This is a genomic window from Paraburkholderia sp. FW306-2-2C-D06C, from assembly GCF_058781505.1.
Genome location: NZ_JBYSWU010000061.1, coordinates 20,060 through 43,679, shown reverse-complemented (window position 1 = coordinate 43,679; position 23,620 = coordinate 20,060). Strand labels below are relative to the sequence as shown.

17 protein-coding genes and 1 pseudogene are annotated in these 23,620 nt (G+C 59.9%); 2 read left to right on the top strand and 16 right to left on the bottom strand.

Features of this window, described 5'->3' with window-relative positions; genetic code table 11:
* Positions 1 to 3: 3 nt before the first annotated feature.
* On the top strand, positions 4 to 534 hold the full coding sequence (locus AC3WLT_RS31900) for a hypothetical protein (RefSeq protein WP_492595610.1): 531 nt from the start codon (positions 4 to 6) through the stop codon (positions 532 to 534).
* Between the two features lie 256 nt (positions 535 to 790).
* Here the strand turns inward: AC3WLT_RS31900 and AC3WLT_RS31895 are convergent, their stop codons facing one another.
* The 16 genes and pseudogenes from AC3WLT_RS31895 to AC3WLT_RS31820 form a co-directional block, all read right to left on the bottom strand.
* Positions 791 to 2,620 (bottom strand): TRAP transporter large permease, encoded by a 1,830-nt coding sequence (locus AC3WLT_RS31895; RefSeq protein WP_492595617.1) that lies wholly within the window; start codon positions 2,618 to 2,620, stop codon positions 791 to 793.
* A gap of 77 nt (positions 2,621 to 2,697) precedes the next feature.
* Positions 2,698 to 3,729, bottom strand: a complete 1,032-nt coding sequence (locus AC3WLT_RS31890; protein ID WP_492595609.1) for a TRAP transporter substrate-binding protein — start codon at positions 3,727 to 3,729, stop codon at positions 2,698 to 2,700.
* Positions 3,730 to 4,654: 925 nt separating this feature from the next.
* Positions 4,655 to 5,050, bottom strand: a complete 396-nt coding sequence (locus tag AC3WLT_RS31885) for a hypothetical protein (RefSeq protein WP_492595608.1) — start codon at positions 5,048 to 5,050, stop codon at positions 4,655 to 4,657.
* 4 nt (positions 5,051 to 5,054) lie between these two features.
* Positions 5,055 to 7,073, bottom strand: a complete 2,019-nt coding sequence (locus AC3WLT_RS31880) for a hypothetical protein (protein ID WP_492595607.1) — start codon at positions 7,071 to 7,073, stop codon at positions 5,055 to 5,057.
* The gene (locus tag AC3WLT_RS31875) at positions 7,070 to 8,782 is read right to left on the bottom strand and encodes a site-specific integrase (protein WP_492595606.1); all 1,713 of its coding nucleotides are present in this window, start codon (positions 8,780 to 8,782) and stop codon (positions 7,070 to 7,072) included. The genes AC3WLT_RS31880 and AC3WLT_RS31875 overlap by 4 nt, the downstream gene beginning before the upstream one ends.
* A complete protein-coding gene (locus tag AC3WLT_RS31870) occupies positions 8,775 to 10,007 on the bottom strand; it encodes a tyrosine-type recombinase/integrase (protein ID WP_492595605.1) in 1,233 nt (410 codons plus the stop codon). The genes AC3WLT_RS31875 and AC3WLT_RS31870 overlap by 8 nt, the downstream gene beginning before the upstream one ends.
* A gap of 176 nt (positions 10,008 to 10,183) precedes the next feature.
* Positions 10,184 to 11,794, bottom strand: a pseudogene (locus AC3WLT_RS31865) (PHP domain-containing protein); the annotation flags it as partial.
* Positions 11,795 to 11,800: 6 nt separating this feature from the next.
* A complete protein-coding gene (locus tag AC3WLT_RS31860) occupies positions 11,801 to 13,270 on the bottom strand; it encodes a Y-family DNA polymerase (RefSeq protein WP_492595604.1) in 1,470 nt (489 codons plus the stop codon).
* The gene (gene imuA, locus AC3WLT_RS31855; RefSeq protein ID WP_492595616.1) at positions 13,191 to 13,892 is read right to left on the bottom strand and encodes a translesion DNA synthesis-associated protein ImuA; all 702 of its coding nucleotides are present in this window, start codon (positions 13,890 to 13,892) and stop codon (positions 13,191 to 13,193) included. Before imuA ends, AC3WLT_RS31860 begins: the two co-directional genes overlap by 80 nt.
* A gap of 567 nt (positions 13,893 to 14,459) precedes the next feature.
* Entirely contained in the window at positions 14,460 to 14,900 is a 441-nt protein-coding gene (locus AC3WLT_RS31850; RefSeq protein WP_492595603.1) for a tautomerase family protein, read from the bottom strand.
* 141 nt (positions 14,901 to 15,041) lie between these two features.
* Positions 15,042 to 16,370, bottom strand: a complete 1,329-nt coding sequence (locus AC3WLT_RS31845; RefSeq protein WP_492595602.1) for a dicarboxylate/amino acid:cation symporter — start codon at positions 16,368 to 16,370, stop codon at positions 15,042 to 15,044.
* A gap of 14 nt (positions 16,371 to 16,384) precedes the next feature.
* Positions 16,385 to 18,718 (bottom strand): xanthine dehydrogenase family protein molybdopterin-binding subunit, encoded by a 2,334-nt coding sequence (locus tag AC3WLT_RS31840; protein WP_492595601.1) that lies wholly within the window; start codon positions 18,716 to 18,718, stop codon positions 16,385 to 16,387.
* Positions 18,715 to 19,182, bottom strand: coding sequence for a (2Fe-2S)-binding protein (locus AC3WLT_RS31835; RefSeq protein WP_492595600.1), 468 nt, complete (start codon positions 19,180 to 19,182; stop codon positions 18,715 to 18,717). Before AC3WLT_RS31835 ends, AC3WLT_RS31840 begins: the two co-directional genes overlap by 4 nt.
* Positions 19,179 to 20,387, bottom strand: a complete 1,209-nt coding sequence (locus AC3WLT_RS31830) for a c-type cytochrome (RefSeq protein WP_492595599.1) — start codon at positions 20,385 to 20,387, stop codon at positions 19,179 to 19,181. Before AC3WLT_RS31830 ends, AC3WLT_RS31835 begins: the two co-directional genes overlap by 4 nt.
* 389 nt (positions 20,388 to 20,776) lie before the next feature.
* A complete protein-coding gene (locus AC3WLT_RS31825) occupies positions 20,777 to 21,643 on the bottom strand; it encodes a type 1 glutamine amidotransferase domain-containing protein (protein WP_492595598.1) in 867 nt (288 codons plus the stop codon).
* 33 nt (positions 21,644 to 21,676) lie between these two features.
* Complete coding sequence (locus AC3WLT_RS31820; protein WP_120310692.1) at positions 21,677 to 22,486, bottom strand: SDR family NAD(P)-dependent oxidoreductase; 810 nt, start codon at positions 22,484 to 22,486, stop codon at positions 21,677 to 21,679.
* A 179-nt stretch (positions 22,487 to 22,665) separates the two neighbouring features.
* On the opposite strand from AC3WLT_RS31820, the gene AC3WLT_RS31815 reads away from it, so the two are divergent.
* A complete protein-coding gene (locus AC3WLT_RS31815) occupies positions 22,666 to 23,613 on the top strand; it encodes a GlxA family transcriptional regulator (protein WP_492595597.1) in 948 nt (315 codons plus the stop codon).
* The last annotated feature ends 7 nt before the right edge of the window (positions 23,614 to 23,620 follow it).

The following is a 23,620-nucleotide window of genomic DNA, read 5'->3' as shown; positions in this document are numbered from 1 at the left end:
CCCATGAGTTTCGGCAAGGCGCTGGTATCCGCCATGGTAACGAAAGCACGGAATCTCAAAAAACCACGACGCGGACCGGCGCTGTCCAAACAGATGCTTCTTCCGCTTCCCTTGCCGCTTGTCAAAGACCTGTCTTTAGTCTCGCACCTCGCCCTTGCTTCGTTTCAATCCGGCCACGGCAGCCAGCATCTGCTATATCAACTCATCCGAACAACATATCTCTCATATTTGATGTGGAACGAGGGACTGGGCGCCGGCACCTATCAGCTTTACTGCGACGCTGAGCGCGAGATAGAGGCCATCGCTGCTGTTCGCGCAGGCGGCGGGCCATGGACGCTCAGTGAGAACGCGAGGTCTATACTCGAGAAGATCGTATGTATCTACGACGTCCAGCTTAGCGGCATATCCGGGGGGCTTTTCACACGATGCCACGCTAAGTTGGAACAGCTCCTTGGCATGTTGGTAGTCCGATCCGGGGAAGCCTTGCTGCAGTGCGATCAAACTCGAAGCGCCGATAAAGCCAACGGGGATTGATCGTCCATCCAGCGTATCGTATCGGCACAGGCGAGCTTGTTGCAGGCACCGTTCTTTTCTCTTGTTCCGCAACTTGATACCGGCGGCAACGCACTGACGCCGTGTCCAATCCGCGCTGGCGATAGTTGCTTCCCACCATCTCATGGCCTTATCAACTTATCAACATCGCCACGATCCCCTGATGCCCCGAAGCGACTTCCAAACAAAAAAGGCTGAACGTGCGTCCAGCCCTTTTGATTTCTGCGTTAGGCGCCTCTCAGGTTTTCAGAAAGCCGGTCGAAATCCACGGTACCGCTGCGATGACCACAATGCCAATGAACAGTGCAGCCATATAACCCATGATCGGACGAATGCCCAAGTTCGGCGAGATCTTGCTGACTGCACACGCGCCGTAATAGCCGACCCCGAACGGCGGCGAGAACAGCCCCAAACCCATCGAAAGAATGACAACCATCGCGTATTGAACTTCATGGATGCCGACAGCCCGGGCAATGGGGAAAAGTAACGGCCCGAAGAGCACGATGGCTGGTATTCCCTCGAGGACGCTGCCCAGGATGATGAACATGAAAATTGACACAACCATGAAGGTGAACGCGCCCCCTGGCAGATGCTGCATGAAATCCGCCAGTCCGTGAGAGAAGCCGGACTGTGTGAGCGCCCACGCCATCGCTGTAGCCGTACCAATGATGATGAGGATCGCACCGGAAAGAGCGGCCGTCTCCACGAGCATGGGGCCAACACGCTTCCAATCAAAGCATCGATACACCATGAGCCCAGCGACAACAGAATACGCGATGCCGACTGTCGAAACTTCCGTTGCCGTGGCTACGCCTTCGACCACAGCCACGCGGATGATAACCGGAAGGGCCAAGGCCGGGATCGATACCACAAAAGCCTTTCCGACCAAGGACCACGCGGCCCTCGTGGAGGACGTGGGCTCGAATTTTCGGGCCCGCCACCAGACAAGCATGCACAACATGAACGCCAGTACGAGCCCCGGCAACAGACCGCCGGTAAAAAGCGCAGAGATTGATACGCCAGTAACCGATCCGATCGTGATGAGCACGATGCTTGGCGGAACCGTTTCGGTCTGTGCGCCGGTTGCCGATAGCAGTGCGATGAGCTCGCCGGGATTCTCGCCACGCTTCTTCATCTCAGGGAACAGAATCGGAGCAACGGCCGCCATATCGGCCGCCTTTGAACCGGAAATCCCAGAAATCAGGTACATCGCGCCAACCAAAACATATGAGAGGCCACCCCGAACGTGACCCAGCAACGATGCCAGGAAGTTGATCATCGCCCGTGCCATCCCTGTCATCTCAATGAGAAGCCCGAGGAAAATAAACATCGGCACAGCCAACAGAAGGATTTGAGACATTCCTTCGTCCATGCGGCTGACGACGATTTCCAACGGCATGGAGGTTGACATTGAAAGGTAAGCAAACACGGAAAGGCCGAAGGAGAATGCGATGGGCATGCCGCTCAAGACCGTGAAGCCGACCACTCCAACGAAGAAAATCACTAGGTTAAGGTTTCCAAGCGATTGCAAAACAGGTCCGGCATGTTCCAACGCAAACACACTTACTAGCGACACCGCAACCCCAGCGATAGCGGTCTTCCAGCCGATTGCTAACAACTTGACCACGCAGATCAGCAGCATCGACACAACCCCGAAGATGATAGCCGCAACGCGTACGCCGTCATTGATCTCCATTGTCGGGGTCAGAATGTCCCACTGCTGCTTGATGTAAGCGATCGATGGAACAAGTATGAGCCCGAGAAAAAGCATGCTCGCCACCATCGAAATGGTGTCCCAGAATGGGTCCCAGTGCTCGCCCATGCGGTTGACCAGTGCCGTCATGCGCATGTGGCTTCCTCGGTGCAACGCCGTAGCGGCACCTGTCATTGCTAGCCAAAGAAACAGGATGGCAGCGAGTTCGTCGCTCCAGATTAACGGGTGGTGCAGGACATAACGAGCAACAACGCCGCTGAAAAGCAGGATAACTTCTGCTAGCACCAGCAGTGCCGCAGGCACAGAGACGATTACGCCAAGCGCAAAGTCCACACGGGACAGCCAGCGTGGCATTGTCTTCGTCGTCTGGTGGACAGTTGCGCTGGTCTGTTGTTCGAGCGCGTCATCCACGTCTTTCAGCATTTGCGTTCTCATGCGAGCTTCCCCGTGTATTTCTCCATGAGACTCCATTCTTCGTCGCCGAAGAATTGCTTCTGCTCCGTGTAGAAGTTCGCGGATTTCAGGGTTTGGCGGAACGCGTTCGCGTCAGTGGCGTTAAACGCAAGCCCTCTGCCCTCAAGCGTCTTTTGCAGGGAGGCGTTCAACTGGATCACGTCTTGTCGTTGCTTCAACGCCCCCGCATTGAGGTGCTTTGAGACGATGTCACGGACGGTGGACGGCATTTTTTCCCACGCTGTCTTGTTGCCCAGCAACCAGTAGCCGTCCCACATGTGGTTCGTCATCGAGCAATATTTCTGGACTTCATAGAGCTTCGCGGCGTCTACCACAGCGAGCGCGTTCTCCTGTCCGTCGACGACCTTTGTCTGCAACGAAGAATAGACCTCGTTGAAGCTGATCGACGCCGGGGCTGCGGAAAGCGACTTGAACAGCGAGATCCAGAGACGACCACCCGGCACCCGGATTTTCATGCCCTGCAGGTCGGCAGGAGTCTTGATGGGCTTCGTACTGGTCGTGATCTGGCGGAACCCGTTGTTCCAGATCTTGTCCTGAACAACCAGATTCGCCTTTCCAATAAGCCCGCGAATATGGGCGCCAAGGTCGCCATCGAATGCCGCGAATACCTGGTCATAGTCTTTATACGCGAAGCCGACGCCAGAAATGGATGCCTTCGGCACCAGAGTCGACAAGGTATTTGCGCCCGACACCGTGTAAAACTCCAGTGCCCCAGCTCGCAACTGCGAGAACATGTCCGGGTCGCCACCGAGCTGATTATTTGGAAACACGCGGAGGTCGACCCGACCGTCTGTCTCCTTTTTGATCGCATCCGATGCCTCTTGAATACGAACATTCAGCGGGTGATTTACCGGCAGGTTCGTCCCGACCTTATACGAGAACTCTGCCGCGTTGGCGCGTCGAACCCACGGACCATCCAGGAGGCCTGTCGCTGCGACAACGGCTGCTCCGGTTCCGGTGATGAGAAAGTTTCTACGATTGAATCCCATGTTGTCTCCTACGATTTGAATAATCGTCCGTCAAGGACTTGCGCTTTATATGCTTAGCCGCCCTTCCCGAACGGGATGGGTCGAAGGAACGTCTTGGTGCGCTTTTGATTTGACGCGCCGGTCAGATCGGTGCGTGCATTTAGAGTAGCGGACGCGCCGCTCCTCAACAAACGACTTTATCTCGGCTTACGGTGAGAAAAACTCGCTGACAGGAAATCGAGACGCGACGGCCTCGGCAGACGCTCCCCGGCGCAGCGCAGCGGCTGCGGACTGTCAAGAATGTCGCGTGCAGTGTGGGCGACTGCGCACTTTGAGGATCGCCTCTAGCTTCTACGCACCGGGGGCGACGGGGAGGGCGATATTTATGACGCGCGCGGACCGATTTGGCAGCCAGTCGCGCTCGCAAAAAAGATCAACATTGCGGGAGAATTCTCGAACTGCTTGAAAGCCTTCCGCGGTGAAAAAAACTCATCGATCGGACCGCGGGCTTCTAAGCGCCGTCGCCCCGATCACAATGAGAGGTGCCATGGCCTTTGGCTTCGTGATCTTGCGTTCTCCGTCGCAAGCGCTACTTTGCGGCTGCTACCGGAGCTAGTCCGGCCATTCCAGCGCCGGGTCGTTCCAGGCGCTGAACGTCGCCTTCTGGCCGTGTCGAGGAAGTGCCACCGGCAATTCGCTCGCCGGAAACCGGCCATTGAGCGACGGCGGACGAGGCCTTGGTATCTAAATTGGATGGCGGCTTCGACCGACCGCTTGTGGCCGACTGCTGCCCGATGCTACCTGAATAGATCGCTCCGTAGCTGTCGGCGGCGGAAGTAGTGACGAGCGTTCGTCCGTGTGCACGCTCAGCATCGCTGTGTTTGGATTGCGCCGGTCCGAAAGTCCACCAACAATCACGCGACAGCTCAGTTCTATGAGTGACAGGTCACCTCAGGCGCTGCACCAGTTCGTCGATCTGGTGCTGCAACGAGCGGACTTGCTCCGTCAGTTCCACAATACGCCTGTTCGCGCTTGCCACCAGCGATTGTGCCGAATCTCGCTGCTGCAAAGCATCGGCGAGCCGCTCCTCCAGCGTTCGCCTGCGGCTGCGGAGCTTGATGCGTGCCTGACGCTGCGATCTGTGATCAACCTTGTGCAGTTCGACATATGCCTGGATTTCTCGAATCAACGCCGGAAACCGCGCCTTCTTAAGTGCGGATGGATCGCAACCGGCTTCGCGAGCAACGTTGTTCTGTGTAACGGCCGTTCCGCGATCCAGGACGTTCGGCTCACCGTTCTTGATACGTTCAAAGGCCTCCCGAAAGCGCATTTCGGCATTCATTTTGTTAATTGTTCTCGACGACGTTCAGATAGTTCTCCATGCCCCGGCATTCAGAAAGTAGCGCGTTATAGCGGGGACTGTCCTGAGGCAGCTGAGATTTTTCCCTTCTCAGGGACGACAAGTCCTGCCGAATCTGGTTCTCTTTGGCTCTATCAAAAAGCACATCGGCGCAAGGCTTCCCATCATCACCGCCCGCGCATCGAGCAATCGACTCAACCCCACCGTATTCGCACGCACCGGCCTTCATGCAACCACCAAGCCGGTGCTCACGGAATGTCACTTTTCCCCTCTTGGCCCAAGTGAGCAGCGTTTTGACGTCTTTATCGCTCAGCAGATTGACAAGAATCGCATCCTTTCTCTCGGGTGAGTGCGGAGAAACAAAACGTGCGCTCATTGCTGACTCAAGCTGAGCGGCCATTGTTTCATACATCGCTTTGATGATGGCGGTTTCCACATGCTCGTTAAGGCGCAATCGGGTGTACCCTCGACCATAGTAGAGAGGCATCAATCGGGAGCTATGCTTCATATGCTGTTGCATCGAGACATCCGATATGAGACCCGATGCGAACATGCTCACGGCACCCGTGCGTCGATATTGGTGCCATGCCAAAGGCCATACCTTCCCGACGGCGAACTCGTCTTCAGGCAAGTTCGGCGTCAGCTGGCGCGCAATCTTGAGGTCCTCGCTGGTAATGCGCAATTGCTCAGGGTCCATCAGCTTTGGATAAATTTCCAAATATTGCTTAAGGCTCCAGGTTTCGGCGCGAATCTCATAAGTTTTGCGATTGCTGGTGACCCAAGGTTCGGATGGTGAGCTGAACAGAAATGGGTCGCGCTGGTCCGCGGCCGTCGTTGCGCGAGCTGGGTTTGCCTTGTCACAGAACATCCGGAGCCGGGCAATGACAGTCATGGCCTCGATGGCGACGCCGACGCTAGGGCTCGCAACCCAGCGTGCATCCGAGTCAGGATCGGTCTTGGTCGTCTCTCCGCAAATCAAGGGGACTCGCCCCAGTTTTTCATCGTCCTCCCAAACCAAACAGGCCACCCTGAGCGATGCGGCCTCGTCCCTGCGCTGAAGCGTGAAGTTTGCAATGTATGCGAGCCCCGCTGCGCTCACCAAGCTCATGTATGCGGACAACGAAGTCACCAGAAAGCGCTCAGGCCGAACGTCTAACCAGCGTTTGAGTAGATTGTCGATACCGAATCGTTCCGCCGTTTCGGCGAATGGCCCGTAGGACGTGCCGGTGTTTCGACTAGTTCTGAACGGCGCTTTGAGACGATCCCTGTTCGCCGTAAACGCTTTCTGCAATGACCCATAGTTCTCCGCATAGGCATCCAGGCAAAACATGTAGCATGCCTCGAGCTGATCGCGGTGGCTATGGAATTCGTCGAGACACTCGCGCAGTCGATTGACCTGATACACCCAGATTCGTGGCGGGATGTAGGGCGTCTGGACTTCTATATGATCTTTTCGGGCAGTCGCCAGCCGCTTGAGCCCCTCGGCGTCCAGAATAACGAAACCGACGTGCTTCCTCGCGTCATAGAAGCGATGAAATTCAGCTAGCAGATTGTCCCCCTTGCTTGGCGCCATAACGTTAGGAATCTGCTCTAGCACTCGTGGAAAGCGCATCAGACGATCAGCTGGAATGCCGTTTTTGCTGCACAACGCAATCACAGCCCGCATCCGGGTAAATTCAGATTTCAGCGTACTCGCCTTCCGTACGGCACGGTTCCCCCACATGCGCCAGGTCACGAGTCGTCGTAACAGGTCCGCATTTACGGGATCTATCGGATCGGTTTGACAGACCGCGCCGTCACCGAAATTCAGCGTCAGAGTTGTGCCCGCCACAGGGGATAGATCCCATATGGAGTCGCCCCACACAGACAGGACGTTTCCGTTACGATCAATACTCACCGGCCAGTCGCGTGGCGGCGGCCAACTCGGGGGGCGAAAACAGGATGCAGTGGAAGCCATCCAGTCTGGCTTCATCGCAAGAACGAATTCCCGTAACGAACTGTTCATCCCGCAACACCTTCCATGTTTGCGATTAGCATCTGCCAATCAGCGTGGTAGTGGCCTTCCTCCACCCGCGCGAAAGACTCTTCAACCCACGCTCGTCGTGTCTCATTCGAATTCCGGAACCACATCAGTTTCATACTTATGCGGCTGATCGCATGATCGGCGGGGTGCGTTACTACAGCTCCCTGGGGAGGGCGATATCGGCCCACCTCCAGAATTTTGAGATGTCTGAAGCAGCTCAATGCCCATACATAATCCAGCGAATCAATATCGCGATGATGCTCGCACCAGAGACAGCCTGATGGACGGATGCAGTCGGGTTCTGGCGCGCCCTGGGGTATGTCTTGCACTGCGGAAGGTGCGCCGTCACACTCGCCGGGCGCGATAGCCGTGACTGATGAACGCCTGGCAAGATGGGGATCGGCTTGCTGCCAGAATCGCGTGACTTCTCCAATCGTGCGTTGTAGCGATGGAATTTCATAAGTTCCAAGCAGCGTTTGCTTGCGGTGTTGGGCCATCTCGGCTGTCAGACCCGGATCGCCACTCCGCCGCAAGAGCCAGTTGATCCTGGTGCTTCGCAGAAGCCTAGGCGGAACCCAGCGGACGCCTGCTTGCTTGCACGCTTGTTGGATCTGCAGAAAGCCAGGAGGAGTCGATTCGAACGTCTTGAACCTGAACACTGGGAATAAGCGACTATCGTCGGGGAAAACGGAACGTCGCCAGACGAGATAGCGCTCGAAATGACTCCGGTATTCCTTGAATATTTCGAAGATGACCTCGCCGCCACGCCGGGCCTTATAGTCGCGGACTTTATAACCATCCACATCGCTGGCATAGCTGAAGTGGCGCAACGTTAGCTGATGTGCTTGCGCGAGATTCATCCCGGTCTGAGCGATGAACGTTAGCAGTTCCGCCAGAATACGCATATTGGCAATTGGGTACCGGGTGCGGAGTGTTTTGTCACTATCGAACATATTCTTCTGCTTTTCGGCTCGCTTGATATGATTCCCATGCTTTGACGGCTCAGCAGGAGGGGCAGATCGTCCCGAGTAATGGAGCAGTTCGCCGCCGCCAGAGAGCGGGATACGAAGCGGTGTAGGACCCCACAGCGCGTCGAGCGTGATCCCATCGCAGATATCTTGAAGCAAATTTCCGAACGCAAACGTCTCGGCCACGTTCTGCTTGTCAGCTTTTACACCTTGCAATTTTCGGTTCGATTTCGGCTTTTTTAATCGCGTCGACATAATGATCGCGGAAGGCCTTTCAAGTGCGAGGTCCAGGATCTGCCCGACCGCTCGGCCTAGCGTGTAAGCGGTCTTGTCGTTGAAGCTCTTTCGGACATGAGCTTCGTGGATAACCGAATCTGTCCAATGCATATAAGCGTCGGCGACGCCATTCAGGTCGAATGGATAGCCGTGATCGTCGACCCATCTGACGAACCTGTTCATCGCAATCACTTCGTTTCGCGCCGTCGCTCGGGCACCTCCAAGGACCAACTTCGACCTGATAGCAGCATGAATTGCTCGGACGAGTTCAAGTCGACCGACTTGCATAACACCCCAGCGCCCCGCCCGTATTTGCGGATAGACGGTCTTATGCAACGCCCCGGCGGCTCCTAAGTACAACCAGCGCGACAAATCCCAGACCGTTTCGCCCGACCCAAGCGCTATTTCGGGGATCGTCAATTCATTTGGACCCAAACTCTCAAGCATCAAACCTGTTCCAGTTGCGGTTGCGGATTCCCGAGAACGCAGCGGTAAATTCGTTCGCAATGGCAGCCTTGATCGGGGTTTGCTGAATAAATCTCACGTAGCGAAGCGTCACCGCTTCGTCTTTGTGCAACATCGCGTCGCGAACAAACGCAATGGCCGCCGCCTCTTCGGCAACCCGCAACGCCAGCTCCATCAGCCAAGTACCGTAGGTACACCGGGTCTGGTGAAACTTGAAAGTCAGCATGAAGCGCAACCCATGTCGTATGGCCCGACGCCGAAGATCAGTCATGAGACGATTGAATGTTTCGGGCTGGTAGGGATTGCCGCGGGAGGTTAAAAACAGCAAGTCGCGACGCTCCTCGCTGGCCTTCGCCTGCCTGGTCAGGCGAGCCATGGAGTACGAGTATCGACGAAGCGCTTCGATCAAGAACCGAGGCACCAGTAAATCGCCTGAGACGCTAAACTTCGTGCTCACGCCCGTGCCTGGGCCGACCGGAATACGGTAAAAGTCAGGCATCGACGGATCTGGCATTGCATCCTCAACACTCTTGACGCGCAGCGTTGTAATTGTGCCTATGCGCGCACCCGTGAAAAAGCCGAGCGACAGTATCAGGTGGATCTCATCGAGGCTCTCCGAAGCCGTGAATTCCATCAACTCTCTCACGTGCTCGCCGCGCAGAGACGTGAGTCCGTCCTCCAGCAAAAGGCCGGGCCGCGCGCGATTCGGAATGGCCAGATCAGAGGAGACACGCATCAGCGTGCGCTCAAACCCGACGGCATCGAAGTAACGGATGACTGACATCCGGTCGTTCCACATAGGAGCACGTCGGCTCACAAAGCCTTGTACTTGCGCGTAACGGTAAAACTGGATGACAGCTCGCATTCTTGAAGTCACCGTGCTGGGCTTCAAAAATCCTGTATCCCGTTGGCTGATCAGGCTTCCACGATAGCGAACCAGGCACCGGTCTGCCATACGACTGGGGAAATGGCGCCAGTCGATGCCCTCGGCTTCGAGCCAGCCCGCGTAGGCACTCAGGTGCTTCATCAGTGCAGATACGGTCTTAATGTCAGCGCCGGTCGTGCTTGTCGCACGGTCCAAGGCCCAAAGATTGGCCTCTACCCAGCCGTCACCTGTCGACCAGAAGATCTGCGGCAGGTATTGAATGAGAGAGCCGATCTGGTCGGGTGCCCATACGACATCGCCGTCTACGATCGACTCACGCATGGGTGTAAATCTAATGTATTCAAGACGCGCCATGGCGAAACACCAGTTTTTGGGCGGCGGGCCCTTGCAGAGTTCCAGAGTGCAGGCGCTCCATGCCGAATTCCTCCGTAAGTCGTTGTCCTGAAATCCCATGTCCATGGGCTAACATACAAGGGTTGCGTGTCCATAGGATGTAACTCGCGGGTGTCCTTGTCCCACTGGATGATCGAGCGGTCGGCCATCGCAGCGTTCTCGATCGGCACCAGCCTCGACAGCTTGCCGCGGCTGATCACGAAGCCGCCGCTGTGCTGCGAGAGATGTCGTGGAAAGCCCAGCAGCAACGCCGCGAAATTCGCCCACTGCACGATCAGCGGTGCTTCAGGGTCGAGCCCGGCCTCGGCGAAGCGGTTGAGCAGATCGCGGCTTGAGTCGAACCACTGGTAGGCCTTCGCGACGCGATCGACGATTTCCGGATCCACGCCGAGCGCCTTGCCCGATTCGCGCAGCGCGCTGCGTGGGCGGTACGTCGTCACGGCGGCCGTCAGCGCTGCCCGATCTCGCCCGTATTTGCGATAGATGTACTGCACGACTTCTTCACGGCGCTGATGCTCGAAATCCACGTCGATGTCAGGCGGCTCACCCCGCTCTTTCGAGATGAACCGCTCGAAAAGCATCGACGAGCGCGCAGGATCCACTTCGGTCACGCCAAGAGCAAAGCACACGGCCGAGTTGGCCGCCGAGCCGCGCCCCTGGCACAGGATGCCTTCGCTGCGCGCAAACCGGACGATGTCGTAGACCGTCAGAAAGTACGGCTCGTAGCGCAGATCCCCGATCAGCGCGAGCTCGTGTTCGATCTGCAGTTGCACCTGATGCGGGACGCCTTCCGGCCAGCGGCGATGTGCGCCGACGTAGGTTTCCTGCCGCAGGTAGCTGGTCGGCGTATGGCCGGCCGGCACCAGCTCGTCGGGATACTCATAGCGCAGCTCGTCGAGTGAAAACGTGCACAGGCGAGCGATTCGCAGCGTCTCCTCGAGCGTGCGTTGCGAATACAGGTTGGCGAGCCGCAGACGAGATCGCAGGTGCTGCTCGGCGTTGGGCGCGAGATCATAGCCGCATTCCCCGACGGGCTTTCCGACGCGGATCGCCGTCAGCACGTCCTGCAGCGGCTTGCGCGAACGCACGTGCATGACGGGCGCGCCGGTCGCGACGACGGGAACGCCGTGACGCGCCGCGACGTGTTCGACGGCGCCGCGGTGAATATCGTCCATTGCACGCGCGTGCAATGTCAGTGCGACCCATGCGCGATCGCCGAAGGTCTGGACGAACCACTCAACCTGCGTATCCAGTCTGTCTTCATCGGCGGGGTAGTCCGGTGACAGGATCGCGACGCACCCGGGCAGTCCCCGCAGGTGTCCAAAGGGCTTCTCCGGGTGCGCGAGATCCAGCGGCGCGAGCCGGTAGCTGCCCTTGTGTGCGCGCATGCGGCCGAGCGTGATCAGCTCGGACAGGTTGCCATAGCCTTCGCGCGTCATCGCCAGTGCGGTGAATGACAGGGCCGGCGAGCCGTCGGCGTTGGTCAGGTGGAAGTGCGACCCGACGATGAAAGGCAGCCCGGCCTTCTTCGCCTCGACGTGCGCGCGCACGACGCCGGCCAGCGAGCATTCGTCCGTGACGGCCAGCGCGGCATACCCGAGCTGTGCGGCGCGAGCGGCGAGATCCTCGGCGTGCGATGCGCCGTGCAGAAAGGAAAAGTTGGACGCGCACTGAAGCTCCGCATAGTCGGGCAGTGCGCCGTAGGTCGGCGCCATGGGCGATCACCCGAACAGGCCGTGCAGGAACCAGCGCGGCTCGCGTTCGTCGACGGCGCTTACTCGCTCCCGGAAGACCCAGTAGTGCAGCGCGTCTTCGGACTCCGCGACAAAATAGTCTCGCGTCACCGGATGCCCATCCTGCCAGCCGACCTCGATCCGTTCGCCCGGCGAGACCATGCGCAGCGGCGTGCCGTAGAACGGGCGGTGGCCGCGCATGATGAGCTGTACCGGCTTGTCGAGCAGCCAGGCGGGTCGCGGAAGATTCGGCGGCGGCAGCGTGGCCCTGGCGGTCTCGCCGATGGGAAGCCAGCGTGCGGCGACTTCCGGACGGTGGTCGGCAACCGGCGCCGCCTTGAGCACGTTCTGCGCGCCGAGCCGGGCGACGAGCAGCTCCATGAGGCGCGCGTGATCCTGAGGCGAGCCGCCGGGCTCCGGGAACAGCGATTCGCTCGGCGTGTCCGCTTCGCGGACGTCCTTTGCATCGAGGCGAACGGCGATGACCGGCGCGGCCAGTTCGACGCGGCCCAGCCGTTCTTTCAGAAGACGCACGAGGTGCTCCTCGCGCGACGTCGGTTCCGCGAGGGCAACTTCGATTGCCGTCGGCGGCACCGCCGCGCGGCCGCGTTCATGCTCGAGCTCAAGTACAAACCGCGCGATCGCCAGCTGTCGGGCCGACAGCCAGCCGGTCATCTGCAGGATCAGGCGCCGCGCCGCGAACAGCACGGCTTCCGCATGCTCGATCCGGTCGGGCAACTCGAGCCGCGCGCTGAAGGCGGGGGGCAACGCCAGCCATTCGTACACTTCGGGCGCTGCGCCCGTCGCCCGATCGAGCGCATCCAGCAGCGCCGTGCCGCAGCGCTTCTTGAGGCCTGCGCGGGGTAGTCGCCGGACGTCGTCGACCGTTTCGCATCCCAGTCCGTCGAACCATTCGGCGTAGGGGCGCGCAGGCGGCAGGGCAGGTAACGGCACGCGACGCAGTGCGCGGTCGACGGAGCGCAGCGTGAGCGCGATGCCAGCCGATGACCGGGCGAAGAGCCACGCGGCCTGCCCCGTAGGGGCAACGGCAAGTGTCGCGGTCACGCCGAACGCGCTCACCGTTTCGCCCGCCCGCCGGCGCAGTGGCCGGATGCCGCCGAAGAGCCGCAGGCTCGCCGAGACGTCGGCCAGCACGACCGATTCCTCCGCCAGCACCACGTGGGGGGTGAACTGCAGCAGGGCGAACGCCACGCCACGAACCAGCTCCGCTTCACGGGTGAGATAACGCTCCCGGATGACCGCGTCGGGCGCGAGCGTCAGCACGCCACCGCGGCGCATGCCGGCCACGATCCCGGCGGGATGCGCCGCGCGGTCGAGTGCGACAACGCGGTCCTTTTCCAGCACGACGAATCCGGCCTCATGGCGTGGCGTCGACCAGCGCGGGAGAAACGACTCGAGGGCGAGGTGCGGCAGATGTACGCCGATCCAGAGTTGCATATCGGCTCAACAGGGCCGGTGAAGGCGTGAGAGGAACGAAAACGGGTTCGTCGCGCTGCGGTCCGCGGCGCTTGACGAAGGTCACTTCAATGCCGCCCCTGGCGGCTCGCAGCGCAAGCCGCAGCGGCGCCGGCGACGTCGCCTGGGCGGCCGCGAGCGGGCGAAACAGGAGCAGCAGGGTGTCCGAGGCCTGCGCGGCCAGATGCAGGCGCCGGAGCGCTTCCTGCCGGACTTCGGCCTGCCAGAAGAGCAGGGCGCCGCAGGTGCCGGCACGCAGGATCTGCTCGGCGGCCCACAGCGCATCAGCCGTGCGGGGTGCGCGCAGCACGCAGGCCTGTCCTGCGGGAACGCCCAGCCACGCCAGTCCGGTGGGTTGTAGCCGATGCGGCGGCTGCAGCAGGAGCAAGGGGCGGGATCCAACGGTCGCCAGTGCGGGCTGCAGCAGACGCAGTTCACCGCAGCCCGGCTGCGGTGTGAGCAGTTCGGTGAGCGCGCCAGCGGGCCAGCCGCCGCCCGGCAGCTCGGCGGTTAGCGCGGCGTGGCCGCACGACACCACCCGATCGAAGCCGGCGGCCAGCTGCGAAGCTCGCCATAGCGTTATTCCCCCCGAGCCGGGATACATAATTTCGTGCAGTAGAGCATCCAGAGAACGTGTCCGCTCGTCTGGAGAACGTAGTTGCACGGGAACGGTGGCGGTGCGGTTCATGGGAAGCGCTCGCTAAATACTGTATAAATATACAGTGATTCTAGCGCAAAAATTGCCGGGCCGTTTGCGGGAGCCACTGTCTACGACGTAGTCAGGTCATCAAGGCCCTCCACGTTGTCCGGTCGTCCCTGATCGACCCACAACTGCCGTTCGGACCGCTACAACTGCAATGACAGCTTCCGGGGTACAACGGACAACCACCCAGTCGGTAACTCATCGACCAATGCGGTCATTGAGCCGATCGCCGGCCAAGGGTCGCCATCGGCCCCCAAAGCGACCCTTCCGATTTCCCGAGGGTAGTCGTTCATCTCGTCGAGTTGTCTGTCAGGTACACGGAAACAGACAGACAGTGCAACCGCCGTTGGACGGCGAGGCAATTCAAGAGCCTCTCTTACTTTTCTTTCTTCTTCTCCTTCCGAATCTCGGCCTCTTGCGCCCGGCTTACAGCAACCCGCGAGAGGGATGGTCCTGACGTGGAGACAACTATTTCCCAATACCGAGAAGGAATTCGCGATCGGGCTCCGGCATTGAATTGAGCCATTCCGATTCGGCTCCAGGTGCGGGCAACACCTTACCGTACTCAACCATGTGGGACGGCGGTAACTCAGAGAGATACACCCAAACGGAGCGCTTTTCGGCGCCCGTCGCGTTTGCGACAAGCGTGACGAGAGCTTCGAGCAAACCCCTCTTCTGATCCGCGCTTCTGCCCGCACGGATCTGTCCTTGGACAAATAGCTGATCCGACACGAGCGGTGCTCCGCCGAGGAAGTGATCGCCAGCCGGAATGGCCTGAAAAATCACCTGCGCGAAAAAGCCCTGCGCGCCGGTCGCCTCGCTGTGTACGCGCGTAATGTCTCGCGCGATCTCCCGCTTCTGCGGATCGGTAAGCCGCCCAGCGGCCGCCATCACGGTATAAGTTGGCATGCTGCTCTCCTGTTGCGATTGCACGCTACGTTGCGGATTTGCAAATCTCGAATTGGGGCGATGGATACGCCTCGTCCCTCACGGCCCCGACGCGATATCTCAAGGAATCTGTTTCCGCGCCGGAAAATCGGTGACTCGGAATTAATGCGCCTTGCTATCGACAGATTGTGACCCATTCAGCGTTACCGATCCATCGATCGAGATGCGTTGATCCCGCTCTCCGTAGAGCACCGCGTGCATTTTCGACCGATCGAGCTCCCCCTCCCACGCCGACACCACGACAACCGCTACTGCATTGCCAATGACGTTCACCAACGAGCGGCATTCTGCCATGAAGCGATCGATACCCAGGATGAGCACCATTGCCGCCACAGGGACGGTAGGCACAACCGCAAGACTTGCCGCAAGCGCAACAAAACCAGCACCGACAACCGCACTGGATCCTTTGGACGTGAGCATGGTTACAGCCAGGAGCGTCAATTCCTGGCCGGTCGTCAGATGTATATTCGTCGCCTGGGCAAGGAACAGAACGGCGAGCGTCATATAAATGTTGGCACCGTCAAGGTTGAACGAGTACCCGGTAGGCACGACCAGACCAACCACCGCTTTCGAGCAGCCCAGTCTTTCCAGCTTCTGCATCAATTGAGGAAGCGCCGCTTCGGACGTGCTCGTTCCAAGCACAATGAACAGTTCATCCTTCAGATAGGCGAGAAGCCGGAACACGCTAAACCCCGCTATCCTGGCGACAGTCCCAAGCACCACTGCAACAAAGATGAACGCCGTCACGTAGAACGTCAGGATCAGCTTGAAGAGCGGTATCAACGATGCAATTCCGTACTTCCCGACGGTGAACGATATCGCACCGAATGCACCGGCAGGCGCAGCTTTCGTGATGATCTTGACCAGAGAGAAGAACACTGCAGACAGCTTTTCAATCATGGCCGTCACGCCGCTTGCCTGCTCCCCCGCCGCAGAGATCGCAATGCCGAACATGATGGATACGAAAAGGATGGGCAGCGTGTCGCCCTTGGCAAACGCATCGAAGAACGACACGGGAATGATCCCGAACAGAAAGCCGGTCAGCCCGTCGAGATGTTCCGACTGGCTGACGAAGCCTGCAATCGCCCGTGTGTCCAGCGACGCGACCGACACATTGAACCCGTCGCCAGGATGCAGCACATGGCCGGCCAGCAAGCCGATCATCAAAGCAATGGATGACACGACCTCGAAGTAGACCAGCGCCTTTCCACCGACGCGTCCCACCTTTTTCAGATCGCTCATGCTGCTGATGCCCGTCACCACCGTACAGAAGATCACCGGTCCGATGATCATGCGAATGAGCCTGATGAATGCATCCCCGAGCGGCTTCATTGCGGTCGCGTACTGCGGGTACAGGTGACCGAGCAGAACGCCAGCGGCAATCGCCAGCAGCACCTGCACGTACAGAACTTTGTAGAAGGGTTGTCTCATGATGTCGTTTTCCGTTAGCTCGTGGTCTTCTGCCGGGCCTGATCCAGTGCCAGCCTGATATCCGTTGCCCGGACAGGTAGGTGGCGCATCCGCACGCCCACAGCAGCAAAAATCGCGTTGGCGATCGCCGGTGCGACCACGGTAGTCGGAGGTTCGCCAAGTCCGACAGGCGCCTCCGTGCTGTCCACAAAGGCGATGTCCATGTCCGGAACGTCCGCCATGCGCAGCGGCGTATAGGTATCCAGATTCAGATCCTTCACATACCCATTTTCGAATCCGGTGCCTTCGTAGAGCGCCATGCTCAAGCCCCACAACGTCGCGCCCTGGGCCTGCGCCATGGCACCATCGGGATCGATGATCGAGCCCGCATCGATCTCCATCCACAACTTTTGCACCGTTACGTGTCCCGTCTGCCGGTCTACCTTGACCTGCGCCACGCACGCACACCATGTCGGCATTGCGCGCTCCTGTCCGAACGAACTGGCAAGGCCGAGACCCGTGTCGGGCGGCATCGCGCGTCCCCAACCCGCACGCGCTGCCACGCGCCGGATGACGTTGGCCTGCCGCAGCGCGCCACCCGTCGAACTCGGCGCGGCGCCGGCGTTCCGGCCCGCGCCTGTGAGGTGCGCGAGACGCAGCGCCACGGGATCGATTTTCTGCACATGCGCGACCTCGTCCATGAACGACTCGAGCGCCCAGTTCGTCCATCCCGGCGCGACTGCACGCAACCACCCCGGACGAAAGCTCTTTTGTGCGAGATCGTTGTTGACTGCACGGACCCGCAGTGCGCCCACGTCGTACCAGTGGTCCGCGCCCGAGATCGAGAACGGATCGTACGGTGCACCATTGGTGCCCTTCTGCATGTTTCCCGGAAACACCGTCAGACTGGGCCAGCCTGCAACCGCGACGTGTTCCATCGCCACGATCTTTCCATCGTTATTCCAGCCAAGGCGTAGCCGCTGTAGCGTGGGCGAGCGCAGCGAGTCGAGCCGCGTGTCGTCTTCGCGGGTCAGCACCATCTTGAACGGACGCCCAAGCGCTTTCGTGGTCAGCGCCACAGGAACCGCGTAGTCGCCGTTTAGCCGTCGACCAAAGCCGCCGCCTATCAGGTACGTCCGCATGACAATGCGTTCTACCGGAACCTGAAGCGCTTTGGCGAGGACGGGCAGAATGAAGCCCTGCGCCTGATTGCCGGTGTGAATTTCGAAGACGCCGTCTTTTTCGAACGCGACGGCGTTGACGGGTTCGAGTTGGAAATGCAACACGCCCGTCGTGGTGTAAGTGCCTTCGAGCTTCTTGGCTGCCTGTGCGAGACCACCGTCGAAATCACCTCCGCCTGTATTGAGCAGCGCGCCCTGGCTCCGGTCAGCCACCAGCGCTGCGGCATGGTCGAACAGATCCTTTGCGGATACCGTTGCCGTGTCGCCAACCTGCCACTTCACCTTCACGAGATCGACCGCGCGTAGCGCCGCGTAGAAGCTGTCCGCTATCACCATCACCCAGCCAGGTACCGTTCCGGACGGATCGTCCAGCGCCACACTACGCAGGTAACCTTTGACGCCTCGCGCAGCACTGTCGTCGATCGAGAGCACCTTCGATCCGTAGCGTGTGGGCGGTAGCTTTGGCCGGCCGTAGACCATGCCTGGCACGTCGACGTCGATACCATAGACCGCCGCGCCGATGGTTTTGTCGGGAACGTCGAGCGCCCGGGTCGGCTTTCCGATCAACGTACGATTGGCGGCGCCTTTGATCGGCAGCGCTTTCAGCTCGTCAGCGGAAAAGCGGCGTCCGAGGTTGCCGCGGCGGACGATCTCGCCGTAGCTGATTGAACGGCCATTCGCATGGACGGCGCCATTCCTGGCAACACATCGTCCAGCGGACACATCCAGCAGCTTCGCACCTGCTTCGATCAACGCAATACGACCGGCCGCACCCGCCCGGCTAAAAACCGGGAACGTCGCCCACACCGATGTACTTCCGCCCGTGACCATGAACCCCCATCTTGGATTGGTATCGACACCCACGATCCGGACCATGTTCCAGTCGGCTTCGAGTTCGTCGGCCAGAATCCGCGCTATGGCTGTGCCGATGTGCTGACCCATCTCGGCCTTCGGCACGTTCACGGACACAACGCCTTCGTGGTCGATCTCGAACCACACGGTCGGCTCGAAGACCGGCTCGCCCGATGTCGCTGATGCTGACGCCGGCGACGCGCCTCCGAACGCATTGAGCGCGAACGCGGCCTGCGAAAAGCCGAAGAACGCGCCTGTGGCAACTGTCGCCACCAGAAAAGAACGGCGCGACAGATTAACGGCCGAATCTTCGCCGCCATGCTGAGTCCTGCTCATGCCTTGTTCTCCGCCAGTTCCCGCGCAGCCCGCCTGACTGCTTCCCGGATACGCGAATACGTCATGCATCGGCATAGATTGCCGGTCATCACTGCGTCGATATCCGCGTCGGTTGGATCGGGAAAGTCTTTGAGCATGGCGGCCGCCTGCATGATCTGACCGGACTGGCAATAGCCGCACTGGGGAACCTGCAGTTCTCTCCATGCACGTTGCACGGGATGCTGGCCGTGCGAATCGAGCCCTTCGATCGTCGTGATATCGGCGCCTTCCACGGCACCTAGCTGCGTGACGCACGAGCGCGTCGAGCGACCACCGACATGGACCGTGCACGCACCACACATGCCAATCCCGCAGCCGAATTTGGTGCCTTTCAAGCCGACCTCGTCACGAATGACCCACAACAGCGGTGTTTGCGGATCCGTGTCGACCGTGGCGGGACGGCCATTAATACGAAACGTTGTCATCGAATTTCTCCTGGCCCTGCGGCACGGATCGCTGCAACCTGTTTCCCGAGATCCGGCCACGGCGCTTTGGTCGTTCGGGTACTGCGCAAATAACCGGCGATGCTCGCTACATCTTGGTCCGTCAAGCCACGTGCGAAGCCGGGCATCACGATGCTGGCGGCGCCGTCCTTCGCGTTGATGCCATACAGAATCACGCGAATGAGGTTCGACGGATCGTCCAGAAATACGGCGCTGTTCAGTCCCAACTCCGGCCTGTCTGGATTGACGTCGGGCGCCCGGTTGTAATGGCACGAGGCACACGCGGCGACGAACAAACGGCCTCCCGCACTTGCCATACGGCTACGATCCTGCGCATCGACGTCGAGCGCCGATGACACCGCCGAAGCCGTATGAGCAGCCCTCGCATCGCCCTCGCCGATCGACTCGACGTAGGTCACCAGCGCCTGCTGGTCCTCGGCACTGAGAGCGCCGAGTCCCTGCGTGACGGGCGCCATCGGCCCTGCCGCTGTTCCGTGATAGTGGCTCGCTCCGGTCGTCAGATAGTCGTGCAGTTCCGCTGACGTCCACGGCACCGGCGCAGGATTGGTCGCGGTCAAAGCCGGCGCGAACCAGCCGTCGACCGATGCACCCTGATAGAGACGACTCGTGAGTTCCTCGCCCAGCGGACCGCGCGGCGTGTGGCAGGCGGAACAGTGGCTCAGCCCCTCGGCGAGATTAGCGCCGCGATTCCAGGCGGGCGATCGATCGTTTCGCGGTTCGAATCGCTCCGGATGGAAAAACAACAGCTTCCATCCCGCCTGAAGCGCCCGGATGCCAAACGGAAACGGCATCTCGTTCGGATGGTTCTCTGCGTACACGGGCTGCTGTGTCATGACGAATGCGTACAGCGCGTGAATGTCCTCGTCCGACAGCCTGGTGAAGTGGTCATAGGGAAAGGCGGGGAAAAGATGCGACCCGTCGCGCGCCACGCCTTCACGCATGGCGCGAAGAAAGGCTTCTTCCGACCACGAACCAATGCCCGTCTCGCGATCCGGTGAGATGTTGGTGGAGTAGATGGTGCCGAAGCCCGTCTTCATTGCGTAGCCGCCGGCAAATGGCCTGCCGCCCATGACCGTATGACAGCTCGCGCAGAATCCCGCAGCGGCAAGACGCGCGCCTTGCTGTATCAAAGCGGGCGAAAAGCTCGACGGGTCAGGCGTCGGCACTTCCGAAAGTGCCGGCCTCCAGGCGAATGCAATAAATCCGCACATGCCTATGACAAGCACTGCCGCTACCCACGCCACGACGCGCCTCATACGACGACGCTCCGATCGTGGCGCTTCTTGCGGCGATGTATCCTGATCTCTCGACATTGCATCCCTCTTCAACCGTTGGCGTGTTCACCGACGATATTCACCGGAGGATTAAAGGAACCTGAGGAACCGGAACGGCGGCCGTTGCAGGCGCTGCCAGAAACCTGTTGCCACTACCTTAGATGACGCCGATGCCTCAAACCATGTCGAATAGGCAGGGTTTTCAGGTCATCGAGAAACCCATAAAAAAGGACCGGATACAACGCATCCAGTCCTTTCACGAACTTGCTCAATAACCGGGATCAGTTCGTGCGCGCTTTCAGTTTCGCCACCAGGACGTCACCGAATTCCGGTGCCGACATCGGCTGCTGACCCGTAATCAGTTCGCGATCGACGACCACGTTGCTGTGCCAGTTCGCGACCGTATCGACATGCGCGCCCGCTTCTGCGAGTGCATTCACCGGATAGAACTGAACATTGCCGCCGAGACCGTTCGGGCCTTCGAGTTGCTGCTCTTCACCCGTGGAGAACACGGTCATGCGATAACCGGCATACGGCCAGCCTGCAGCGAGCGAATTCGCCTTACCATCATTGGCGATCATCGATGCGACGAAGGCGTCCGGGTCCTTCAGCGTGGACAGCAGCACGATGGGTCCGTGGCAGATGATTCCAGTCGGACGGCCGCTGTCATGGAAGCTGACCAGGATCTTGCCGAGATTGCGGTCCTTCAGCAGATCCACCATCGGGGCGTGGCCACCCGGAATGAAGAGCCCGACATAGCCGCCTGTTCCCTCGGCGACCACCGAAGCGAGCGTCTTGGGATGCTTCAGCTGCGCGATGCCTTGCGCGTACTTCAGTGCGTCAGCGCGCGCCGCGTCATCGCCGCCAAAAAACATCTTGTTGTTCGAATTGGCGTCCATGACGGGCATGTCGCCTTTCGGGTTCGCGATGACCGGCTCGTAGCCTGCCTCGACGAGCTTGCGATACGGCACGACGAACTCGTTCAGGTAGTAGCCGGTCTCGTAGTGCTTGCCATCGCGCAGGTCGAGCTCATGCGCGCTCGACATCACAACGAGGACCTTGCCGCGTGACTGTGCCGACGCGCCCACCGGCAATGCAAAGGCACTGGCCATCGCGAGCGCAGCGGCGCCGAATTTAAGGAGGTTCATGATCAATCTCTTTCGCGTTATGGGTTGGTGGGCTTACTGGGCGGTCGTGGCGTTCGACGTGTAGCGCGGCGCTGCCTTGGCATTCGCGAACCGGGGAGCCAGCGCGCGACGGTCGGCTTCCCACTTCGTCCAGTCGTCGCCATCGTGCAGCGTCGGGATGGTCACGAGTTCGCCCTGATCGAGGCCTGCGAGCGCGGCATCCACCAGATCGTCGGCTGTCATCGTGCTCGCGGCTTCCTTTTGCTTCGCATAGCCAGCGACGTCCCAGAACTCGGTTGCCGTCGCTGCCGGCAGCACGGTCTGCACACGCACGCCCTTGCCTGCGAGGTCGCGCTGAAGCGCATGGCCGAAGCTCAGCACGTACGATTTCGAGGCGCTGTACACACCGTTCAGCAGTTCGACTGCAATGCCGACCACCGAACTGATGTTGATGATCGTGCCCGAGCCCTTGGCGACGAACGCAGGCGCAACCGCGTAGGTGAGACGCGTCAGTGCCGTGATGTTCAGGTTGATCATCGATTCCATGGAGTCGACGTGACCGTCGAGAACCGATGCAACCGAGCCGACGCCCGCGTTGTTCACCAGCATCGTGATGCGCGGGTCTTCGCGAAGCAGGGTCTCGATTTTCGCGAGCGCAGCCTTGTCGTTGAGATCCGCGGCAATTGTTTCGATCGAGCGGCCCGTCTCTTTCGTGAGGCGCTCTGCGAGAGCGTTCAGTCGGGTCTGGTTGCGTGCCACCAGAATGAGGTCGAAGCCGCGCTTGGCGAGACGATCAGCGTAGATGGCGCCAATGCCAGCCGACGCGCCGGTGATCAGCGCGAAACCGTTCGTAGAGGAAGTCATTTTCAGTCCTTTGAGTGGGTGGTTGAACCAACAGGGCGTCGGTTCATGGAGCGAATTCTGAGCTCGGCCGCCTACGACCTCAATGCCATATATGCAATGATTTATGCCATTCCTTCGCCTACACTGCTGTCCGTTCTGTGCTACCTTCAACGAATCAAGCCATGACTCACGAGGCATCAATGCATACCGTCGGACTCGTCGTCTATCCCAACTTCCAGTCGCTCGCGCTCGCAGTGGCGAGCGTCTTCGAATACGCCAATCTGCTGCGCGGCGAAGCAGCTTACGAATTCAGCATCGTGTCCGAGCACGGTGGACCTATCGCTTCGTCCCAGGGGTTTTCGGTTCATAGCGAACCACTTGCCAAAGAGGGCTACGACACCCTCATCGTGGCGGGCGACAACGAATGCCGCCTTCCTTCGGCTGCGCTGGTGGATTACCTTCGGGAAGCGCCGCGCCATTCACGGCGAATTGCGTCGATCTGTACGGGCGCATTTGTTCTGGCTGCTGCAGGTCTGCTGGAAGGAAAGCGCGCAACGACACACTGGTTCCACGCGCGTGACTTCCAGAAGCAGTATCCGAACATACAGCTCGAAGAAGACCGCATCTTCGTCGTGGATGGACAGATCTGGACGTCGGCCGGCATGAGCGCCGGCGTGGATCTCGCGCTTGCGATCGTCGAAAACGACTTCGGGCTGGACACCTCGCGCATGGTTGCGCGCAAGCTCGTGCTTTATCAGCGTCGCGGTGGCGGTCAGTCGCAGTTTTCGGCGCTGCTGGAGATGGGCGCGCGCTCAGACCGCGTTCAGATGGCACTCACGTACGCGAGCGAAAACCTGGCGAGCGATTTGTCGGTCGAGCGGCTGGCCGAAGCGGCACGGCTCAGTCCGCGTCAGTTCAGCCGTGTGTTTCGTGAGGAAACGGGTCAATCGCCCGCGAAGGCAGTCGAGCGGCTTCGCGTTGAAGCCGCTCGTCTGATGATGGAGACGACTCGTCACCCGATCGAGATCGTCGCGAGAGAGACAGGCTTTGGTGACCGGGAGCGGATGCGTCAAGCGTTCCTGCGTGCATTCGGTCAGCCACCGCAAACCATACAGCGGGCGTCGGGTGTCACGCCCCTTGCGCTTTAAGCGTAGT

Excerpts from the sequence above, each read along its gene's own strand:
- AC3WLT_RS31840 (WP_492595601.1), bottom strand. The coding sequence starts at position 18,718 with ATGAGCAGGACTCAGCATGGCGGCGAAGATTCGGCCGTTAATCTGTCG.
- AC3WLT_RS31875 (WP_492595606.1), bottom strand. The coding sequence starts at position 8,782 with ATGCTTGAGAGTTTGGGTCCAAATGAATTGACGATCCCCGAAATAGCG.
- AC3WLT_RS31880 (WP_492595607.1), bottom strand. The coding sequence starts at position 7,073 with ATGAACAGTTCGTTACGGGAATTCGTTCTTGCGATGAAGCCAGACTGG.
- AC3WLT_RS31850 (WP_492595603.1), bottom strand. The coding sequence starts at position 14,900 with ATGCCAACTTATACCGTGATGGCGGCCGCTGGGCGGCTTACCGATCCG.
- AC3WLT_RS31870 (WP_492595605.1), bottom strand. The coding sequence starts at position 10,007 with ATGCGTGAGTCGATCGTAGACGGCGATGTCGTATGGGCACCCGACCAG.
- AC3WLT_RS31860 (WP_492595604.1), bottom strand. The coding sequence starts at position 13,270 with ATGCAACTCTGGATCGGCGTACATCTGCCGCACCTCGCCCTCGAGTCG.
- imuA (WP_492595616.1), bottom strand. The coding sequence starts at position 13,892 with ATGTATCCCGGCTCGGGGGGAATAACGCTATGGCGAGCTTCGCAGCTG.
- AC3WLT_RS31900 (WP_492595610.1), top strand. The coding sequence starts at position 4 with ATGAGTTTCGGCAAGGCGCTGGTATCCGCCATGGTAACGAAAGCACGG.
- AC3WLT_RS31835 (WP_492595600.1), bottom strand. The coding sequence starts at position 19,182 with ATGACAACGTTTCGTATTAATGGCCGTCCCGCCACGGTCGACACGGAT.
- AC3WLT_RS31885 (WP_492595608.1), bottom strand. The coding sequence starts at position 5,050 with ATGAATGCCGAAATGCGCTTTCGGGAGGCCTTTGAACGTATCAAGAAC.
- AC3WLT_RS31895 (WP_492595617.1), bottom strand. The coding sequence starts at position 2,620 with ATGCCACGCTGGCTGTCCCGTGTGGACTTTGCGCTTGGCGTAATCGTC.
- AC3WLT_RS31825 (WP_492595598.1), bottom strand. The coding sequence starts at position 21,643 with ATGAACCTCCTTAAATTCGGCGCCGCTGCGCTCGCGATGGCCAGTGCC.
- AC3WLT_RS31890 (WP_492595609.1), bottom strand. The coding sequence starts at position 3,729 with ATGGGATTCAATCGTAGAAACTTTCTCATCACCGGAACCGGAGCAGCC.
- AC3WLT_RS31820 (WP_120310692.1), bottom strand. The coding sequence starts at position 22,486 with ATGACTTCCTCTACGAACGGTTTCGCGCTGATCACCGGCGCGTCGGCT.
- AC3WLT_RS31845 (WP_492595602.1), bottom strand. The coding sequence starts at position 16,370 with ATGAGACAACCCTTCTACAAAGTTCTGTACGTGCAGGTGCTGCTGGCG.
- AC3WLT_RS31815 (WP_492595597.1), top strand. The coding sequence starts at position 22,666 with ATGCATACCGTCGGACTCGTCGTCTATCCCAACTTCCAGTCGCTCGCG.